Genomic DNA, 16419 nt, shown 5'->3' on the forward strand with positions numbered 1-16419 from the left:
GCGACGGGGGAGCGCGGCGGGGCCCACACGTCTGGTACCCGGTGGCGGCGGGGCCATGCAAACGGATTTCACCCTTCCTGGAACGGGTTCCCCTCCGCCTTATCCGGAGTGATCGACTCCGTCCGCCGCCGCGCGGGATCCGGCCGCCCCCGGCTCGCCCGCGTGCCGTGCCACGGCATGCCGGTGCACCGGCGGCAGACCGGGCAGGAGGCCCGGCCACACCGTGTCCAGGACGTGGGCGCTCGGGGTGAACAGGGCAGCGCCGAGCCCCGGCAGCGCGGTCACCTCGTGCCACTCCCAGCGGTGCATGAGCTGGGGCTCGGTCACGGTGGGCACGCCGGTGGCGCGGGTGACGTGGACGGCCGCCGTCAGGCGCGGCACGCCATGGGTGGCGTCCATGAGGACCGCGAGCACCCGGGCGTCGGCCGGTCGTGCCCGCAGGCCCGTCTCCTCCAGGAGTTCGCGGACGGCGGCCTCCTCGAACGACTCCCCTGCGTCGGGCTTGCCGCCGGGCAGCTCCCAGGCCCCGCGGCGCGAGTGGCCGAGCAGCACCCGGCCCCGCCCGTCGGTGACGACGACGCCCGCGCCGATGAGCGCGTGCGGGGTGGGGCGGCGGTTGTCGGCGAAGGTGAGCGGCGGATGCCCGGGGGCGTGGCCGCCGCCCGGCTCGTGCCGCTGTGTGTCTCCCACCCGTGTTCCTTCCGGTTTCTCCCGCTGGCTCGGGCCGGTTCCTTGAGCTGGTTCTCCGGGCCTGTTCCCTTGCGTCGATCATCCAGGCCGGGGCCGCCGTGACCAAGGGGCCGTGGATGTCCGGTTATGGCTCTAGGAGAAGCTGTGAAGGAAGTGAAGAATCCTCGATCGACCGGCATCTCAAGGGTCCTGCTCCCCAGGAGCCGTGCTCCACACCAGCCATGAGGAGAAGCCTTGCGTTCGATCAAGACGTCCGTACGCTCCCTCTGCCTCGCCGCGGCCGCCGTCGCGGTCGCGGCGGGCACCGTGACCCCGGCGGCCGCCGCGCCGTCCGACACCCGGAACACCAAGGCCATGACCTGGACCTTCCTCGCCGACGGGCCTGACGGCACCGTGCGCGTGGGCGGCGGCCCGCTGAGCAACCCGTACCAGGGCGACACCGCCACCAGCACGGCGCTGCCCGTGCTCTGTCTCAAGGTCGACGGCAGCCCCGCGCCCGCGGGCATCACCCCCGACTTCTACGCGGGCTGGGCCAAGGGCACCGTCGCGGCCAGCAACCCCATCCGCGGCACCCGTCTGACCAGCCTCGCGGCCGCCGACGGCCTGTGCGCCAACACCTTCGGCGCGGGCTGGCGCATGGCCGAGTTCCACGACGGCAAGTACGGCCCGAACCTCGACAGTTCGGGCGGCTGGAGCTTCTGGGCGTACGGCGACGTGCCCATCGGCACCCGCTTCTGGACGTACATCAACGACCAGCCCGCCAACCCCTGGAGCTGAGCGGCCCCGCACACGACGGAGCGGGCGGCCCCCGTGAGGGAGCCGCCCGCCCTGACCGTCGCGGTGCGCGTGCCTAACCGGCGTCGCGCACCCGGCCGGTGAACACCGGACCCCGGTGCTCGTTCCAGTTCTCGTCGTACGTGTAGAGCCGCAGCCGCACCGACTCCTGGCCCTCGCGGACCCGGTCCTTCACGGTGGGGATGCTCAGGTCGGCGCTGCGCTTGCCCGCGTCGACCACCACCGACAGATACGGCTCCCGCGCCACCTTGGACAGCGGGCGGGCCGGGTTCGGCTTGGCGTCGAACTGCCGCTTCAGCCACGTCTTGTCGACGTCCTTGGTGGACAGCTCCTTGCCGCCGCTGACGCGCTCGACGCGGAACGCCACGTACGTCTCGACGTCGGCGGCCGCGGACAGCGAGACGCGCCACTTCAGCGGCTTGCCCTCGGTGACCTTGGCCGCGACCGGCTTCACGCTGACCTTGGGCATCGGGTCGTCCTCACGGACGAAGACCCCGCCGTGGTGGGAGCCGACGACCGCGCCGCTGATCGACTTGGCGAGGACGGGGTGCGTGCTCGAACCGCCGTAGCGCTTGTTGCCCTTGACCTTGAAGGGCACGCCGATGGAGGTGTCGCCGGGGCGCACGGTGACCGTCTTGGTGTCGTACTTGTCCGGGTCCGTGCCCGGGACGAAGAGCCGCACCTTGCCGGTGCCGTCACCGGTCACGCGGACCGGAGCGCGGTACGTACGGACCCCGGAGTCGCCCTCGTCGACCCGCAGCTGCCCGACGTCGACGCGCGCCAGCTTCGAGGGGCGCACCTCGGCCGTGCCGGGGCGCCAGCCCCAGGCGTCCATCAGCCATGCCTGCCCGGAGGCGGTGCGCGAGGTCAGCTCCAGGGACGCGATCTGCTTCAGGTCGAGCCCGGCGCGGGCGGCGGCCGCGAGCGGAACCCGCAGCTCCTGGCCCCAGTACGAGGCCATGTACCCGCTGCCCGGCAGCCCGTCGGCGCGGACCTGGCCGAGCTTCGCCCGGTGGCCCGAGGCGTCGACGGCCGTCACGTCCAGCTTGGTGCCCTTGGTGTTCGGCGGCACGATGACCCGGAGGGCGAGCGACTCGGAGCCCTCGAGGGAGACCGGGCGCGCGTTCTTGACGGACATCGTGGAGCCCGTGCGGGACCAGCCCATCGCGAGGGCGTACCGACCGGGGTCGGGGGACACCTCGAAGCTCGCGAAGTGCGGGGACTGGCCCTTGGTGCCGCGCTTGAAGCAGGCGCCCGCCCCCCTGGAGGCGGTCTGGTCGCACAGCTTGCCGCCGGTCACCGCGAGCGAGCGGCCCGGGACGACGGCGGGCGTGCGCTGTCCGCCGACGGCGTGGGTGAGCACGCGGGCCGGGTTCGCCGAGGGCGCGCCCTTGCCGGAGCCGTCGAGGAGCGGACGCACCTCGTCGTCACCGTCGACGAAGAGCCGGGCGGCGGCCGCGATGTAGGTGGAGCCCGCCTTCTGCTGCTGCTTGGCCTTCAGCCGGGGGCCGTGGCCCGGCGAGCACACCGGGTCGGGGCGCGGCCCGGAGGAGAAGTCGTCGTCGGCGGGCGCCTGCGCCTGGCCCGGTGTCCACTCCGTGTTGAAGAAGTTGTGGTTGGCGCCGACCATGTACACCGCGCTGTGCAGCGCGGAACCGTTGCCCACGCCCCGGGTGTTGTCCAGGTAGAGCTGGCCCTGGAGGTCGGAGACGTCGCCGTCGCAGCCCGGCAGGACCGTCATCGAGGGCACGTCCGGGTCCGGGTTGTGCCCGAAGACCGTGGGGCCGATGAGGACCGTGCCGCGGATCTGCCAGCGCGCCTTGCGCGGGTAGCCGTCCACGTCGGCGGGCGGCTGGTAACGGCTGTCGAAGGCCGCGCGGTTGACGCCCTCGCCGCCGCGCGAGTGCCCCACGAGCATGACGCGGGACAGGTCGACCGGGGCGGTCCCGCGGACGGCGTCGGGCGCCGTCCTCGGGTCGGCGGCCCAGTCGGCGAAGCGGCCCAGGTGCTGGCGCACCAGGGACGAGCGGGCCTGGGCACCGCCGTCGGGGGCGCGGTCGTCCTGGCCGTTGATGCCGTTGGCGGAGATCGAGACCGTCACATAGCCCTGGGAGGCCAGGAGCTTCTGGTCGTGCAGATAGCCCTGGTAGCTCGGGATCGGCTTCCAGCCGGCCTTGCAGGGCCAGCTGCCGTCGGCGTCCCGGCCCTTGTAGCAGGTGCCGTGGCGGCCGTGCAGGAACAGGGCCAGGGGCCGCTTGCCCGGCGCGTCGACGGGGCCCACCACCGTGGCCCGCATCTCCACCTTCTCGGGGAAGCCGGGCAGCTTGACCGACTTCAGGTCGTACTCGCCCTTGACGGTGCGGTACTTGCCCGGCTTGCCGGGGTCGACCTCGCCCGCGGGCAGCTGGGCCGGGGCGGGCGCCGGGGCGCTGCGCGGCGCGGCCGACTCGGGCTTGTCGAGACGACGGCCGCCCGCGAGCGCCTGGAGGTCGCCCAGGGCGTCCTTCGCGCCGACGCCGTCGTCGAGCTTCAGCCGGAACGTCCGCTGGTCGTCGGTGGCCGTGGGGCGGCCGAGCAGCCGGTCGCCCGCGTAGAACTCGACGCGGGCGTTCCCCATGGGTACCGGCTCCGGCGCGCGCCACACCAGATGCTGGTCGGCGCCGTCACCGGTGAGCTCCCAGCCCGGCGGGAGCCGGTCCCCGGCTCCGTCCGTCCGGTCGGGCGATATGAGGTCGTCGGAGCGCTGCGCACGCGGCTGGTCCGGCGACGCGTGCGCGAGCTCCGGCAAGCCCACCGCCAGTGCGAGTGCCGTCACAGCGGCAGTCGCCAAGCGCGGGACACGGATCAAGACAGTCCTCCTCGTCACTTGCTCCCCCGAGAGCCCTCACGTCACAGGGCTCCTCCGGACCTGGAGAGGGCTGCGGGGGCCGTCGGGTTGCTTCGTCAGTGTCGCGATTCGCTCGGTGATTCCGTCAACATGCAGCGGATTGCGGGTAGATATCGGTCAGAGGCGGGACAAAGGCGGTCAAGTTGTGGAAGCGGTCGGCTCGTCCAGCAGCCTCGGCTCGCCTCCGGTTGCCGACTGGTCCGGGCGTGCCGACCCGTCCGCGACCCCGTCCGCCGCCGACGCCGCCGGAGTCCAGTCGATCCGCAGCGCGCAGCACGACACGAGCAGGGCCGAGGCCGCGACGGCCGCCATGCCCCAGACGAGGCTGCTGCCGCTGGCGACGAAGCCGATGACCGGGGGACCGGCGAGCAGCCCCGTCGTGCCCATCGCGGCGACCAGGGCGAGGGCCCGTGAACCCTGCCGGGCGGCGGCGACGTACACGCACGGGGTGACGGCCGCCAGCCCGAGTCCCATGCAGGCGAAGCCGATCAGGGCCGGGACGACGCCGCCCAGGAGCAGGGCGGCGGCGAGTCCGGCGGCGGCGAGGACGCTGCCCGCGCGCACGACGCGGCCGTCGCCGAAGCGGGTGCGCCAGCCGTCGGCGAAGAGGCGCGCGAGCACCATCATCACGGACACCACGGCGATGCCGAGCGGCGCCACCCGGGACGAGGCGTCGGCGACGTCCTTGAGGTAGAGCGCCGACCAATCGTTCATCGCGCCTTCCGCCACGGTGCCGAAGACCATGGCGAACCCCAGCCAGAGCGTGAGGGCGGCGGGCAGGGCGAAGCCGCGGCGCTGCTTCTCCGCGGGCGTATCGGCGGGCTGATCGTCCGTCAGGAGCGCCGGATGGGCGTACAGCGCGAGCAGGACGACGAGGAGCGCGGCCGCCCCGAAGTGCGCGGCCACGGACGACGTCAGCGCGCTCGTGCCGGACGCGAGCAGGGCCGCGCCGAGGGAACCGGCGCTGAACGTGGCGTGCAGCTTGGCCATGGCGGTGCGCCGGTAGCGGGATTCGAGCGCGGCGCCCTGCGCGTTCATGGCGACGTTGAGACAGCCGACGCCCACGCCGTCCGCGCACATGATCAGCAGGGCCACCGGATAGTTCGGCGCCACGGCGAGCGCGAGCAGGAGCAGGCCGAGGAAGACGGCGGAGACGAACGCCAGGCGCCGCGACCCCCACCGCCGGGTGAGCACGGCGACCAGCGGGAAGGACGCCGCGGCGCCGACCCCGCAGGCCATCAGGAGCAGGCCGAGCTCGGCCTCGCTCAGATCGAGCCGGGACTTGAGCGCGGGCAGCCGCGCGGCCCACGTGGCGTACTGGAAGCCGAGGGCGCAGAACAGCGCCGCGATGGCGATCTGTGTCCGGCGAAATCCCTCGCGAACACGCAACATGTGCATCAGCCTCTTCGTCTTTCCGATGGAGCCTTTTCCGATGGAGCCTGGGAAGCGGTGGCCGGCAGCGCCTTCGACATGTAGAGGGCGTCTGTGCCGTAGCTGTCCGGGAGCGGGACCTCCGGGTGGGCGGCGAAGCCCCGTGCCGACCAGAAGGTGTCGCTGCCGCCGACGGCGACCAGGGAGATCCGCTCGTACGTCCGCGACCGCGCGGTCGCGGAGAGATGGCGCAGCAGCCGTCGCGCGAGCCCCCGGCCGCGGAACGCCTCGGCGACGACCAGGTCGTGCAGGTGGAGATTGCCCGAGGGGAACGCGGTGTCCTCCCCGTGCGAGAGGTCGGGACACTGGAACAGCGGGTAGGGCAGGGCCAGTACGTAGCCCACCGCGATCCGCCCCCCGTCCAGGACGAAGCAGGTGCCGGGCGAGGCCCGCGCCCGCGACTCCAGGGCGGCCCGGCCCTCGCTGAGGCCGAGGGGGGTGTACGCCTCGGCCTCCAGGGCCGCGACGGCGTCCCAGTCGTCCCGGGCGAGGGGGCGGATCCGGATGCCGGGGGGTGCCCCGGCCGCGACAGCGGTGACGTCGGTCATCTAGCGCGTCCCTCCCGGAGCGGCGCCCGCGAGGGCGTCGCGCTCGCCGCGGATCCAGGTGTGCGGCAGCGGCCGGAACCCGTTGAAGCCCTGCGTCGTGTAACTGGTGGCGTACGCGCCGGTGGAGAGCACCCAGACGGGGTCGCCCGACGCGGCCCGGCGCGGCACCTGGACCAGGCCGCGCTCGTGGCCGTACGCGTCGTCGCTGTCGCAGGTGGGCCCGGCGATCACGGCGGGGACGCGGTCCGCGCCCCGGTGCGTGGGGAAGACGAGCGCGTACTGCAGCGCGTCCATCTCGTACAGGCCGTTGAACTTGCCGCAGCTCAGATACAGCCAGTGCCCGCGTTCCCCCGTGGCCTGCTGCCGGGTGGAGAGCCGGGACACGTGGGCCCGCACCGCCCCGTGGTCGGCGACCAGATGGCGGCCCGGCTCGATGACGAAGTCCAGGGGCGTCGGCGACACGGCCCGCAGCCGCCGCATGCCCTCCCGGATCACGGCGAAGATCGTGTCGAGGGGCGGTCGGAGGGGGGTGCCGTGCCGGTCGCGGTAGCCGAGCGCGGGCAGGCCGCCGCCCAGGTTGACGTGGTCCAGGTGGATGCCGCGCGGCCGCAGGGCCGCGATCACGTCGGCCAGGCGCCCCAGGGCGTCGCGCCAGGCCTCGGCCGTCATCTGCTGGGAGCCGACGTGCACGGACAGGCCCGCCGGGGTCAGGCCCGCGTCCCGCGCCGTCTCCAGGACGCGCAGCGCGTCGGCGGGCGAGCAGCCGAACTTGTGGCTCAGGCCCCACAGCGCGCCCCCGCCGTCGGTGGCCAGGCGGCAGAAGACGCGGGCGCCGGGGGCGAGCGACGCGATCGCGAGGACGTCCTCCACGCTGTCGGTGGCGAAGTCCCTGATGCCCAGGCGGTGGGCCTCGGCGATGTTCCGGTCGGACTTGACGGTGTTGCCGTAGTGGACCCGGTCGGTGGGCACGCCGGTCGCGAGGGCCTGCGCGATCTCGTGCGGGCTCGCCGCGTCGAAGCCCGCGCCCCGCCGGGCCAGGCCGTTGAGGACCTCGTCCAGCGGGCAGGCCTTCATCGCGAACCGGACGGCCACGCCCGGGAGTTCGCGCAGCAGCGCGTCGTACCGCTCCTCGATGCCCGGCAGGTCGAAGACGAGCCGGTCCTCGGTCGCGGCCTCCAGGGCGGCGCGCAGCCGTGGGGTGACGTACATGGTGTTCATGTGGATGCTCAGTCCCTCGCTAGCGGTCCAGCTCGGGGGCGTGCCCGTCGAGGCGGGGCACGCCCGTCGACGCGCTCGCCCGCACCAGGGCGGCCCAGTTCTCGATGAGCAGCGCGAAGTCCTCCATGTCCTGGCGCGCCTCGTCGATCAGGCGGGAGCGGCGCCCGGGCAGCGTGGCGGCGAACTCCGCGTAGCGGCCGCCGAGCCCGCGGTACGCGCGCTCGATGACGTCGAGGCGGGCTTCGTTCTCGGCCGGGTCCAGGAGGGTGCTGGCCCGCACGAGGTCGGCGACGCGCCGGGCCCGGACGCCGTGGCGGCGGTCGAGGAGCGCGGCCCCTTCCCGCGCCAGCTCCGCGTAGACGTGGTGGAGGTGGAGCATGGACAGGAAGAACTTCGTGAACCGCGTCTGGTACGCGGCGAAGCCGCGGTCGGTGCGCCGCTCGCCGGTGTGGAAGTTCACGATGTGGCGGTTGTGCAGGACGCCGGGCAGCGTGCCGTTGTACACGACGTGCAGGAGGAAGTAGTCGCTGCCGATGGTGTTGGTGGCGGGCGGCAGGGGCACGCGCTCGTGCACCTGGTGGAAGCTGACGTTGCACATGTCGACGCGCATGGGTTCGACGAGGCCGAGGACCGCGTGGTCCCCGGTGAACGGCGCGGTGCCCGCGCCCGTGAAGGACTCCTCGACGAGCGCGCGCTTGTCGTCCTGGGACCAGTCGGCGGGGGCCCAGAGACTGACGACGTCGTGGTAGACGTCGGGGTCGAGGTCGCGGATCTCGCTGATGTCGACGGACAGTTCGCCGATGAAGGAGCTGCCCACGAGGACCACCGGCTTGTCCGCGTGCGCCGGGTCGAGCGTCGTCTCGGTGACGCCGGACGCGGCGTCCCCCGCGCGCTTGCCGAGCGAGGTGAGTTCCTGGTGGATGGGGAACACGGTCGCGCCGTCCAGCACTTGGTAGCGGCTGTCGGAGTCCCTGCGGTGCACGGACGCGCAGCCGAGGGCGCTCGCGATCAGGAAGGCCCGGTTGGTGCAGGCCCCGTAGGACGGCTCGGCGGGCAGCATGAGGTCGAGCAGCAGCTCGGGCTTCGGCAGGCCCGAGCGCTGGATCACCTGCCGCAGGAACACGCGCTGGGCGGCCTCGCCGAGGTGGTGGACGACGACGTCGGGCGTGCCGATGGCGGCGCGCGCGGCCCGGGCGTGCTCCGCGAAGGCGGTCGGTTCGGCGGAGTCGAGGATCAGCACGTGCACCTCGACGTCGAAGTGCGCGGCGGCGTGGGCGGCCTCCCGGCCGAGCGCCGTCACCATGGGCACGCAGGCCCGGTCGGTGGGCAGGGTGAGGCAGATCTTGCGCATGTCGGCTCCCCGCCTCACCGGTGGGTGTCGGCGGAGTGCCAGGGCGTGAGCCCCAGGAGCCGCTCGCCCAGATCGGTGAGCGCGGCGGTGCCGTAGCGCTCGGACTCGGGCAGCCGGGCGTCGCCGAGCAGCGTCGCGTTCCAGTCCGGGGTGCTCAGGTGCCGCCAGGACGCGACCCGGGACGTGCGCAGCGCGTGGTGCTCCTCCAGGGCGGGCATCATCGACAGGTACTGCACCGCCCGGACCCCGTCGGCGGAGGTGTTGGGCGCCACGCCGTGGGCCAGCATGCCGTTCCAGATCAGCAGGTCGCCCGCCTTGAGCTCGGGCCGGACCACGGGGAACTCCGCGCGGTCGGTGTTCGGCCGCACCGGGTCGCGGTCCGCGGGCTGGTCGAGCCGCCAGCGGTCGAAGCGGCGGAACAGCTCGGGCGCGCACTGGAAGCCGCCGAGCTCGGCGTCGGTGTCGTGGAGCGCGATGATGCCCTGGACGCGCTGCGGCAGCACGCTCAGCGTGGAGTCGACGTCCCAGTGCAGCTCGATGTCGAAGCCTTCGTCCGTGGGCGCGATCAGCGAGCGGGAGCGGTTGTTGACGTTGGGCGGGTTGAGGTTCAGCCGGTCGAGGGTCACCCACAGCTCCTCGCAGTCCCACACGTCGACGAACGCGTCGTACACGCGCCGGGTCTGGCGGCTGTCCCAGAGCAGCTGGTGGTGGTAGGCCTCGACGAAACCGTAGACGTACAGGTCCCGGTCGAGGTCGGTGCGGAACTCCCGCTCCTCGTACCAGGTCTCGGGCCGGTCCGGGTCGAGGCCCTGGAACTCCCAGGTGAAGTCGAGCAGTCGGCGCGCGGCCTCGGCGGGTATCGCCTCCTCGACCACGACGTAGCCGTACGTCTGCCAGAAGGTGTACTCCTCCTCGCTCAGGACGCGCAGCGGGCGGGACTTGCGGATGTCCTTCAGGGGCGTCTGCGCGAGGTAGGTCTCGCCGTCGGCACTGAAGTACGGGGTCGAGGACGCGGCTCGGTGCAGGGGGGCGGCGGGTGCGGGCATGCACGTACTCCTGGCGTGGTGAGTGGTGTCGGGCGGGCAGGAGCGACCGCGGCTTCGTGGTTCCGGGCGTGGGGGAGCCTCGGGCGGAGGCGGACGGAAGCGGTGGAAGCGCTGTCGCCGACGCGGCCGGGGAACAGCGGCGTTCCCCTGGCCGGGAAGTGGAGGGCCGGGCGCGGAGCGCCCCGGCGGGTCGGTTCGAGCGACGGTGGTGACGTGTGCGGGACGGTGGCCCGACCGGGGCCGCAAAGGACTAGACCAGCTCTTGGGTGCTCCAAAGATGGACTAGGCCACCGGTGGAGTCAAGCCCCGTCCTGACGAGCTGTGTTGGTGTGTCCGGCTGTTCACCTGACGCCCGCATTGGCGGCGTCTGTACTGGTCAGCGGCGTGCGGGAAGGATCCCGCACGCCGCCGTCGAGCTGCGCGGGCGCCGCTGCGCGGACGCCGGTGAGTGGGTCGTATCGCCAAGGGTGAGTACGCCGTCGGAGCGGCGGAACTACGCTCACGCGGCGCCGGCGAGCACCTCCGCGACGGCGATGCCGGACACGCGCGTGGCGCCGTACGTGGTCAGGTGGACGGCGCCGACCCGGTCGCCCGCGGGGACGCCCATCTCGACGACGAGGGCGTCGGGGCGGCTGTTCACCAGGCCCGTGAGCGCCTTCGCCATCCAGGGGTGGCGGGCCGCGTCCCGGACCACCACGACCAGCTCGCGGCCGCTGGCGGGGGCGAGGGCGACGCGGTCGAGGAGGCCGGCCTCGCGGGTGAGTTCGGCCTCGCCGACGCGCACGGACGTGGTGCCGGGGCGCAGCGCGCGCAGCGGCTCGGCGACGCCCCAGGGGGTCGCGCCGTCGACGGCGAGGCTCATCGTCGGGGACAGCTCGACGACGTGCGGATCGGCGGTCAGGGGGAGCTTCGCGCCGGACTCGCCGTGCACCCGGACCGCGCGCCGCGCGGCGACCAGGCCGATGTCGGAGGCGTCCGCCGCCGGGGCGGCCTCCCGGCCGAGCCCGGCCGACCAGGCGGCGAACTCCCCGACCCGGCCCGCCGCTTCGGTCAGGCGCTCCTCGGGGAGCGTACCGTCGAGCACCGCCCGCACCAGGGCGTCGCGCAGCTCGTCCGCCGTGGACTGCTCGGCGCTCTCGCCGCCGACGCACACCGCGTCCACGCCCGCGGTGACCGCGCGGACGGTGGCGCCGGCGATGCCGTAGGGCCCGGACACGGCGCTCATCTCGATGCCGTCGGTGACGACGAGGCCGGTGAAGCCCAACTGGCCGCGGAGCACGCCGCCGAGGATCGCGGGGCTGAGCGTCGCGGGCAGCTCGGCGTCGTACGCGGGCACGAGCATGTGCGCGGTCATGACGGCGCGTACGCCCGACTCCATCGCGGCGGTGAACGGCGGCAGCGCCGTGCGGGCGATCTCCTCGGCGTCGGCGGTGAACCGCGGCAGGCCGTGGTGGGAGTCGACGGCTGTGTCGCCGTGGCCGGGGAAGTGCTTGGCGCAGGCGGCGACCCCGGCGGACTGCAGGCCCCGGATCCAGGCGGCGGTGTGCCGGGAGACGACGTCGGTGCGGGCGCCGAAGGAGCGCACGCCGATGACGGGGTTCATCGGGTTGGAGTTGACGTCGGCGCTCGGCGCGAAGTCGAGGGACACGCCGATCTCGCGGAGCTGGCGGCCGATGTCCCGCGCGACGCGCTCGGTGAGATCGGGGTCGTCGATGGCGCCGAGGGCGAGGTTGCCGGGCCAGGAGGCGCCGGTGCGCGCGGCGATGCGGGTGACGTCGCCCGCCTCCTCGTCGATGGCCACGATCAGATCGGGGTTCTCGGCGCGCAGCTCGGCGGTGAGCGCGGCGACCTGCTCCGGGCTCTCGATGTTGCGCCCGAACAGCACCACGGAGGCGAGCCCGTCGGCGATCCTGCGCCGCACCCAGTCCGGGGCGGTCGTGCCCACGAACCCCGGCTGGAGGACGGAGTTGGCAAGGCGGGTGAGGTGCGGGTGGCTGGTGCTTGCCATGGGAGACCTCCACAGGGGCGCGCGACGGGCAGTGCGGTCGGAATCGGTTGACCGCGGCGAAGCGGGCGACCGTGCCGGATGTTGGCCTATACCAATCCGGGGTGTCAAGGAGTCCCGTTGCGGCGGTACAGCCTTAAATGTCCTGGGTGCAGGGCGAGTTCGTGCCACCTGGCGTGGTTCTCCCCGTCGGGCGGTGATTCGCAAAGGCGTACGCGGGGGACCGGGCCCGGGGCCGACGCCGCCCCGCGCGCGCTCACCCCCGTGCGCGCCGCCACTTGCGCAGGCTCACCAGCTCGCGCGGCGGCGTGAGCCCGCTGCCGACCTCCACGTAGGACACCTCCGCCACGTACACGCTGCCCTCGGAGTCCACGGCCACGCTGTGCGGCCAGTTGAACTGCTCCGGGGCCTCCCCGGGCAGGTCGGCGCCGAACGAGGTCACACGGCGGCCGTCCCGGTCGTACACCCGCACCTTGTGGCCGAGCCCGGGCACGCCGTACTGGACCGGCGGCGGCCCCTGCTCGGCGACGTACACACGGGTGTCCGCGCCTTTGCCCGCGCAGACGGCGACCGCCTTGTGGGCGTGCCAGGAGGCGCGGAAATCGCCGTCCAGGGAGAACACCTGTACGCGGTGGTTCTCGCGGTCGCACACGATCACCGCGTCGTCGCCGAGGAGGGCGATGTTGTGCGGGAGGCTGAACTGCCCGTCGTCGCTTCCGGGCGCGCCCCAGGACAGCAGATGGCGGCCGCGCGCGTCGAAGCGGTGCACCCGCGAGTTGCCGTACCCGTCCGTCACGAAGACGTCGCCCGTCAGCGGGGATATCGCCACGTCGGTCGGGCGGTTGAAGGGCTCGCCGCTCTGGAAGCCGCTGGGGCTCCCGGTGCCGAGCACGAGCAGGGTGTTTCCCGCACGGTCCGTCTTGGTGATCTTGTTGCCGATGTCGTCGACGAGCCAGAGGTGGTCCTCGTGGTCGACGGTGACGGCGTGCGGATGCAGGAAGCGGCAGCCCTTCCAGCGCGGGGTCAGCGCGCCGTACGGGTTCTCGATCAGCTCCGTGCCGGTGAACGGCGTGTCGTTGCCCCACATGTCGACGACGTTCCCCTCCCGGTCGAGGACCAGGACCGGCATGTTGCCCCGGTTGAAGACGTAGACCCGGTCGTCCGAGTCGACGGCGACGGACGTGGCCTCCTGGAGCCAGATCCCGTGCGGGATCCTGGCCCAATAGGGCACCGGTTCGTAGACGGTCGCGCTGGTCGCGGGTCCGACAGTCAACAGTCCTCCCTGGACGCACCGGCCCGGAAGCATAGGGCCCGCGGCCGCCCCGCCGACAGGGGGCGGCCCCCGTACGGTCCAGCAAGACGCGCCGCGGCGCGCCACCGCCGGTGGAATGGACAAGGTGACGCCCCCGGACGACTGCCTGGCCCGCAACGAGTGGATCTGCGGCGAGTACCTGAGCACCCGCCGCCGGATCCTCCTCGACGCCGTGGTCCAGCACCTGGAGCTGACCGCCGTCTCCGTCCTCATCGGGCTCGCCGTCGCGCTGCCCCTGGCCGTGCTCGCCCGCCGCTGGAGCCTCGCGGCGGGACCCGTCCTCGCCGTCACCACCGTGCTGTACACGATCCCGTCGCTCGCGATGTTCTCGCTGCTCCTGCCCGTGTACGGCCTGTCCGCTCCGCTCGTCGTGGCCGGGCTCGTCCTGTACTCGCTGACGCTGCTTGTCCGCAACATCCTCGCCGGGCTCCGCGCCGTGCCCGAGGACACCCGGCAGGCCGCCCGCGGCATGGGCTACGGGCCGATCCGGCTGCTGCTGACCGTGGAGCTGCCGCTCGCGCTGCCCGCCGCCATGGCGGGCCTGCGCATCGCCACCGTCTCCGCCGTCTCGCTCGTCACCGTCGGCGCGATCGTCGGCTTCGGGGGCCTCGGCAACCTGATCTACGCGGGCATGAACACCTACTTCAAGGCGCAGGTCCTCACCGCCTCGGTCCTGTGCGTGGTCATCGCCGTCGCCGCCGACGTGGCGCTGCTCGGCGTGCAGCGCCTGCTCACCCCCTGGACGAGGGCGGGGCGCGCGTGAAGACCCTCGGCGACGCCTGGGACTGGCTCAGCACCTCCGCGCACTGGAACGGCGACGGCGGCATCTGGCACCGCCTCGTCCAGCACCTGGTCCTGACGGTGGTGTGCCTGCTGATCAGCTGTCTCATCGCGCTGCCCGTCGCGCTCGTGCTCGGCCACCTCGGCAGGGGCGGGGCGCTCGCCGTGAACATCTCCAACGTCGGCCGGGCCGTCCCGACCTTCGCGGTCCTCGTCCTGCTGCTGCTCACCCCGGTCGGCAAGTGGGGCGAGGGGCCCACCGTGGTCGCGCTCGTGCTGTTCGCCGTGCCGCCGCTGCTCACCAACGCCTACGTCGGGATGCGCGAGGTCGACCGGGGCGTCGTCCAGGCCGCGCGCGGCATGGGCATGACGGGGTGGCAGATGCTGTGGCGGGTCGAGGCGCCGCTCGCGCTGCCGCTGATCATGAGCGGGGTGCGCATCGCCGCCGTCCAGCTCGTCGCCACGGCCACCATCGCGGCGCTCGCGGGCGGCGGCGGGCTCGGCCGGATCATCACCGCGGGCTTCAACCTCGCCAGCACCCCGCAGGTCGTCGCGGGCGCGGTGCTCGTGGCCGTCTTCGCCCTGGTCGTCGAGGCGTGCTTCGAGGCGGCGGAGCGGCTCACGCCCGGCCGGTCCCGCACGGCGCGCGGAAGGAGAACTCCATGACGTGGCGCGTCCGCTCCGCCCGAGGCCCCCGGCGCGGGCGGCCCGCCGCGACGGCGTGGCGCACCCGCCTGCTGGGCGGCGTGCTCCTCGCGGCCGCCGTCCTTGCCTCCGGCTGCGACTCGGGCCCCGCCCTGGAGAACCGGGGCGAGGCGAGCCTGCCGCCGGGCGACAGCAAGCACCTGGTCGTCGGCTCCGCGGGCTTCACCGAGAGCGACCTGCTCGCGCACATGTACGCGCAGCTCCTGGAGAAGGCCGGATACGGCACCGAGTTCCTGTCCGTCGCCAACCGAGAGCTGTACGAACCCGCCCTGGAGTCCGGCCAGATCGACGTCGTGCCCGAGTACGCGGCCACCTTCGCGGACTGGCTGAACGCCAAGGTCAACGGCGCGGACGCCGAGCCGGTCGGCTCACCCGACCTCGACACCACCATGAAGGCCCTGCGCGCCCTCGCGGCCCCGCGCGGCCTGACCGTCCTCGACCCCGGCAGGGCCGTCGACCAGAACGCCTTCGCGGTCGCGGCCTCCTACGCCCGCGAGCACCACCTGAAGACCCTCACCGACCTGGGGAAGTCGGGCCTCAAGGTGCGGCTCGCCGCGGGCGACGAGTGCGTGCAGCGCCCGTACTGCGAGCCCGGCCTGAAGTCGGTGTACGGCATCGACGTCACCGCCGTCGACCCCAAGGGCGTCGGCACCACCCAGGCCAAGAAGGCGGTGCAGAGCGGCCAGGACCAGATGGTGCTCACCACGTCCACCGACGCCACCCTCGACGAGTTCGGCCTCGTGCTGCTCGCCGACGACAAGCACCTCCAGAACGCCGACTACGTCGTCCCCGTCGTCAACCGCTCCCGCGCGGGCAGCGAGGGCGTCGCCCGCGCCCTCGGCCGCCTCAACACCGTCCTGACCACGGACGACCTCGCCGACATGAACCGCCAGGTGGACAGCTGGCGCAGACTCCCCGAGGACGTCGCGAAGAAGTACCTCAAGGACAAGGGCCTGCTGTAGGGCCGCGACCCCGCACCTGCCATGCTGGCCCGCATGGCTGATCACGGGGACCACGCGGCAGTCCGGCACAGCTACGACACGGTTGCCGAGGAGTACGCGAGCAGGCTGTACGACGAACTCGACGCCAAGCCGCTCGACCGGGCGCTCCTGGCCTGTCTCGTGGAGCGGACGGAGCCCGGCGCCCCGATCGCCGACCTCGGCTGCGGCCCCGGCCACGTGGCGTCCCACCTCGTCGGCCTCGGCGCCCGTGCCGTCGGCATCGACCTGTCCCCGGGCATGGTCGCCGAGGCCCGTCGGCGCCACCCCGGCGTGGAGTTCCGCGAGGGCGACCTGCTGTCACTGCCCGCCGAGAACGGTGAGTTCGGCTCGGCCGCCGCCCTCTACACGGTCATCCACCTGACGCCGGACGAACTCCTCCCCGCCTTCGTGGAGGCCCGCCGGGTGCTGCGCCCCTGTGGCCTCCTCCTCGTGTCCTTCCACCTCGGCACGGAGGTCCGTCACCTGGACGAGTGGTGGGGCCACGACGTGGACCTGGACTTCCGCTTCCTCGTGACCGACGACGTGACCGCCCTCCTGGAGCAGGCGGGCTTCACCGTGGACATGCGCATGGAACGGGCCCCCGGCCCTGACGAAGCCCCGACGCACAGGGCGTACGTACTGGCCCGCCGCGCCTGAGCGCCCCGTCGGGG

Annotated in this window: 14 protein-coding genes; 5 read left to right on the forward strand and 9 right to left on the reverse strand. The window is 73.4% G+C overall.

The features are described from left to right. Positions 1-99: 99 nt before the first annotated feature. Positions 100-690: a nucleotide triphosphate diphosphatase NUDT15 gene (locus MQV74_RS35670; RefSeq protein ID WP_308402344.1), complete on the reverse strand. Its 591-nt coding sequence runs from the start codon at positions 688-690 to the stop codon at positions 100-102. A 234-nt stretch (positions 691-924) separates the two neighbouring features. Here MQV74_RS35670 and MQV74_RS35675 point away from each other — a divergent pair, with 234 nt between their 5' ends. Continuing rightward, a complete protein-coding gene (locus tag MQV74_RS35675; protein ID WP_242727299.1) occupies positions 925-1467 on the forward strand; it encodes a hypothetical protein in 543 nt (180 codons plus the stop codon). 73 nt (positions 1468-1540) lie between these two features. Here the strand turns inward: MQV74_RS35675 and MQV74_RS35680 are convergent, their stop codons facing one another. From MQV74_RS35680 to MQV74_RS35715, 8 genes are all read right to left on the reverse strand, one after another. After that, on the reverse strand, positions 1541-4300 hold the full coding sequence (locus MQV74_RS35680; RefSeq protein ID WP_242727301.1) for a hypothetical protein: 2760 nt from the start codon (positions 4298-4300) through the stop codon (positions 1541-1543). Positions 4301-4510: 210 nt separating this feature from the next. Next, entirely contained in the window at positions 4511-5764 is a 1254-nt protein-coding gene (locus MQV74_RS35685; RefSeq protein ID WP_242727303.1) for an MFS transporter, read from the reverse strand. A 5-nt stretch (positions 5765-5769) separates the two neighbouring features. Beyond that, complete coding sequence (locus tag MQV74_RS35690; protein WP_242727305.1) at positions 5770-6351, reverse strand: GNAT family N-acetyltransferase; 582 nt, start codon at positions 6349-6351, stop codon at positions 5770-5772. Continuing rightward, a complete protein-coding gene (locus tag MQV74_RS35695) occupies positions 6352-7560 on the reverse strand; it encodes a type III PLP-dependent enzyme (RefSeq protein ID WP_242729312.1) in 1209 nt (402 codons plus the stop codon). Between the two features lie 28 nt (positions 7561-7588). Next, positions 7589-8920, reverse strand: coding sequence for a DUF6271 family protein (locus MQV74_RS35700; protein ID WP_242727307.1), 1332 nt, complete (start codon positions 8918-8920; stop codon positions 7589-7591). A gap of 14 nt (positions 8921-8934) precedes the next feature. Further along, the gene (locus MQV74_RS35705; protein WP_242727309.1) at positions 8935-9966 is read right to left on the reverse strand and encodes a phytanoyl-CoA dioxygenase family protein; all 1032 of its coding nucleotides are present in this window, start codon (positions 9964-9966) and stop codon (positions 8935-8937) included. Between the two features lie 499 nt (positions 9967-10465). Next, entirely contained in the window at positions 10466-11974 is a 1509-nt protein-coding gene (locus tag MQV74_RS35710) for a glycoside hydrolase family 3 protein (RefSeq protein ID WP_242727311.1), read from the reverse strand. A 253-nt stretch (positions 11975-12227) separates the two neighbouring features. Beyond that, positions 12228-13244 carry a peptidyl-alpha-hydroxyglycine alpha-amidating lyase family protein gene (locus MQV74_RS35715; protein WP_242727312.1) on the reverse strand — a complete coding sequence of 339 codons (1017 nt, stop codon included), beginning with the start codon at positions 13242-13244 and terminating at the stop codon, positions 12228-12230. Positions 13245-13359: 115 nt separating this feature from the next. Here MQV74_RS35715 and MQV74_RS35720 point away from each other — a divergent pair, with 115 nt between their 5' ends. Genes MQV74_RS35720 through MQV74_RS35735 form a run of 4 tightly spaced genes read left to right on the forward strand, consistent with a single transcriptional unit; the run spans position 13360 to position 16405 of the window. Further along, positions 13360-14046, forward strand: a complete 687-nt coding sequence (locus MQV74_RS35720; protein WP_242727314.1) for an ABC transporter permease — start codon at positions 13360-13362, stop codon at positions 14044-14046. Continuing rightward, complete coding sequence (locus MQV74_RS35725) at positions 14043-14729, forward strand: ABC transporter permease (RefSeq protein ID WP_242727316.1); 687 nt, start codon at positions 14043-14045, stop codon at positions 14727-14729. Before MQV74_RS35720 ends, MQV74_RS35725 begins: the two co-directional genes overlap by 4 nt. After that, positions 14726-15730 carry an ABC transporter substrate-binding protein gene (locus MQV74_RS35730; RefSeq protein WP_242727318.1) on the forward strand — a complete coding sequence of 335 codons (1005 nt, stop codon included), beginning with the start codon at positions 14726-14728 and terminating at the stop codon, positions 15728-15730. The genes MQV74_RS35725 and MQV74_RS35730 overlap by 4 nt, the downstream gene beginning before the upstream one ends. 33 nt (positions 15731-15763) lie before the next feature. Beyond that, positions 15764-16405, forward strand: coding sequence for a class I SAM-dependent DNA methyltransferase (locus tag MQV74_RS35735; RefSeq protein ID WP_242727320.1), 642 nt, complete (start codon positions 15764-15766; stop codon positions 16403-16405). Positions 16406-16419: the final 14 nt, after the last annotated feature.

It is taken from the genome of Streptomyces sp. AN091965 (genome assembly GCF_022698285.1).
GTDB lineage: Bacteria > Actinomycetota > Actinomycetes > Streptomycetales > Streptomycetaceae > Streptomyces.